The organism is Actinomadura sp. NPDC000600 (assembly GCF_040492135.1).
Classification (GTDB): Bacteria; Actinomycetota; Actinomycetes; order Streptosporangiales; family Streptosporangiaceae; genus Spirillospora.
On sequence record NZ_JBEUPD010000122.1, the window covers coordinates 1 to 1,346 of the forward strand.

2 protein-coding genes are annotated in these 1,346 nt (G+C 31.7%); both read left to right on the forward strand.

What is annotated here, in order from left to right; genetic code table 11:
* Nucleotides 1–61 precede the first annotated feature (61 nt).
* Nucleotides 62–559, forward strand: coding sequence for a hypothetical protein (locus tag ABWI07_RS44130; RefSeq protein ID WP_095348607.1), 498 nt, complete (start codon nt 62–64; stop codon nt 557–559).
* 444 nt (nt 560–1,003) lie between these two features.
* Entirely contained in the window at nt 1,004–1,330 is a 327-nt protein-coding gene (locus ABWI07_RS44135) for a hypothetical protein (protein WP_353822205.1), read from the forward strand.
* The last annotated feature ends 16 nt before the right edge of the window (nt 1,331–1,346 follow it).

Consider the following 1,346-nt stretch of genomic DNA (forward strand, 5'->3'; position numbering starts at 1 on the left):
AGCCTAGATTTTAGGAATACAAAAATAAAAAGCGCTTGAGCGCGTGAAGGGTACACAAATAATGAATACGAACAATCGAATCCTAGAGGAATATTACTTTGATAAAAAAAGTAGAGAGAAAATATTGTTGCAGCTTTCAAAAGATATTAAACAGATAAATAATAAAAAAGATTATAAAATATTGATGAGAGAAGTCAGAAATAGGTACAATGATTTAGAAATCCAGCACCTAAAGCAGAATTATGAAATAAACAACAGTTTTTATAGCAATGACACTATTATAAGCTTTTCATCAATGTTTATAGCTTTATCAGCATTTTTGATTTCAACCTTGTCGTCACTCCAAAATACAAAAACAACTCGATTAATCACTCTTTTGGGAACATTAGAGGTGAGTTCAAAATCTAATGAAATTCTTGTATATTTCTTCATTTTTATTATGATTATATTTATGGTTTATATCTTTAGAAGAGCAATATTTCCAAAAAAACCACAAAAACTCTCTGATGTTATTTTTTTGCTAGAAGAAGTCTTAAAAATCCCTGAACCTCTACTATAAAAATAAGGAATGACTTACCAAGTCAATTTCTGCCAACATTTGCCAACAATTAGCAAGGGAGCTGACGCAACCAATCCTTGCATTAGGTCATAACAGCATGTAAATTTTGTATGTTGCTAGAATTTGCTGTGTATTTGTAACTACGGAGCTATAACATTTTTGTTTTGAATGGGTACACCTCAAAGTTACCCCTGACCTACGTGATGTCGGTATAGCTTTGTCTAGTGTTGATAACCTCCACAATTTTGAGGGCGTTAAAATCTTTACACCCTTAACAGTATTTTAGTGGTATAGCTTTCTGCCACAAGTGGCAAAAACGAAAATTTCGTTGTTGTTATTAAGGGGTCGTGATTCGCGACTTGCTAGGGAGGAACGAATCGGTCCCCCCTTTTTTAGGGTCTCCAAAATCTCACTATATTATACAGAAAGAAGTTATATTATTTTATGGAAGTAAAATATAAAAACAAATCAGTCGAAGTATGGGAAATTAGTATAACTAATGAACAACCTGATTGGGTTAAGCAAGCGTTTAAAGAGAATTATCTTTCTTGGTATGATGATAGATTAAAAATCCTTTTAACTGGTATAAATCCAACAGCTAAAAGAAATATTAAATTGGGAATAATGAACGGTATTTTGAGCGTTGGACAAGGCTTTGGTGGAACTTATGCAATGGGAAATATAGGCGATTTTTTAGATATAACAAACGGTAGGGTAATTTCTAAAAAATATTTTATTAAACACTACTACATTAAAATAGATGATGAGTAAAGTTTATTGGTTTCAC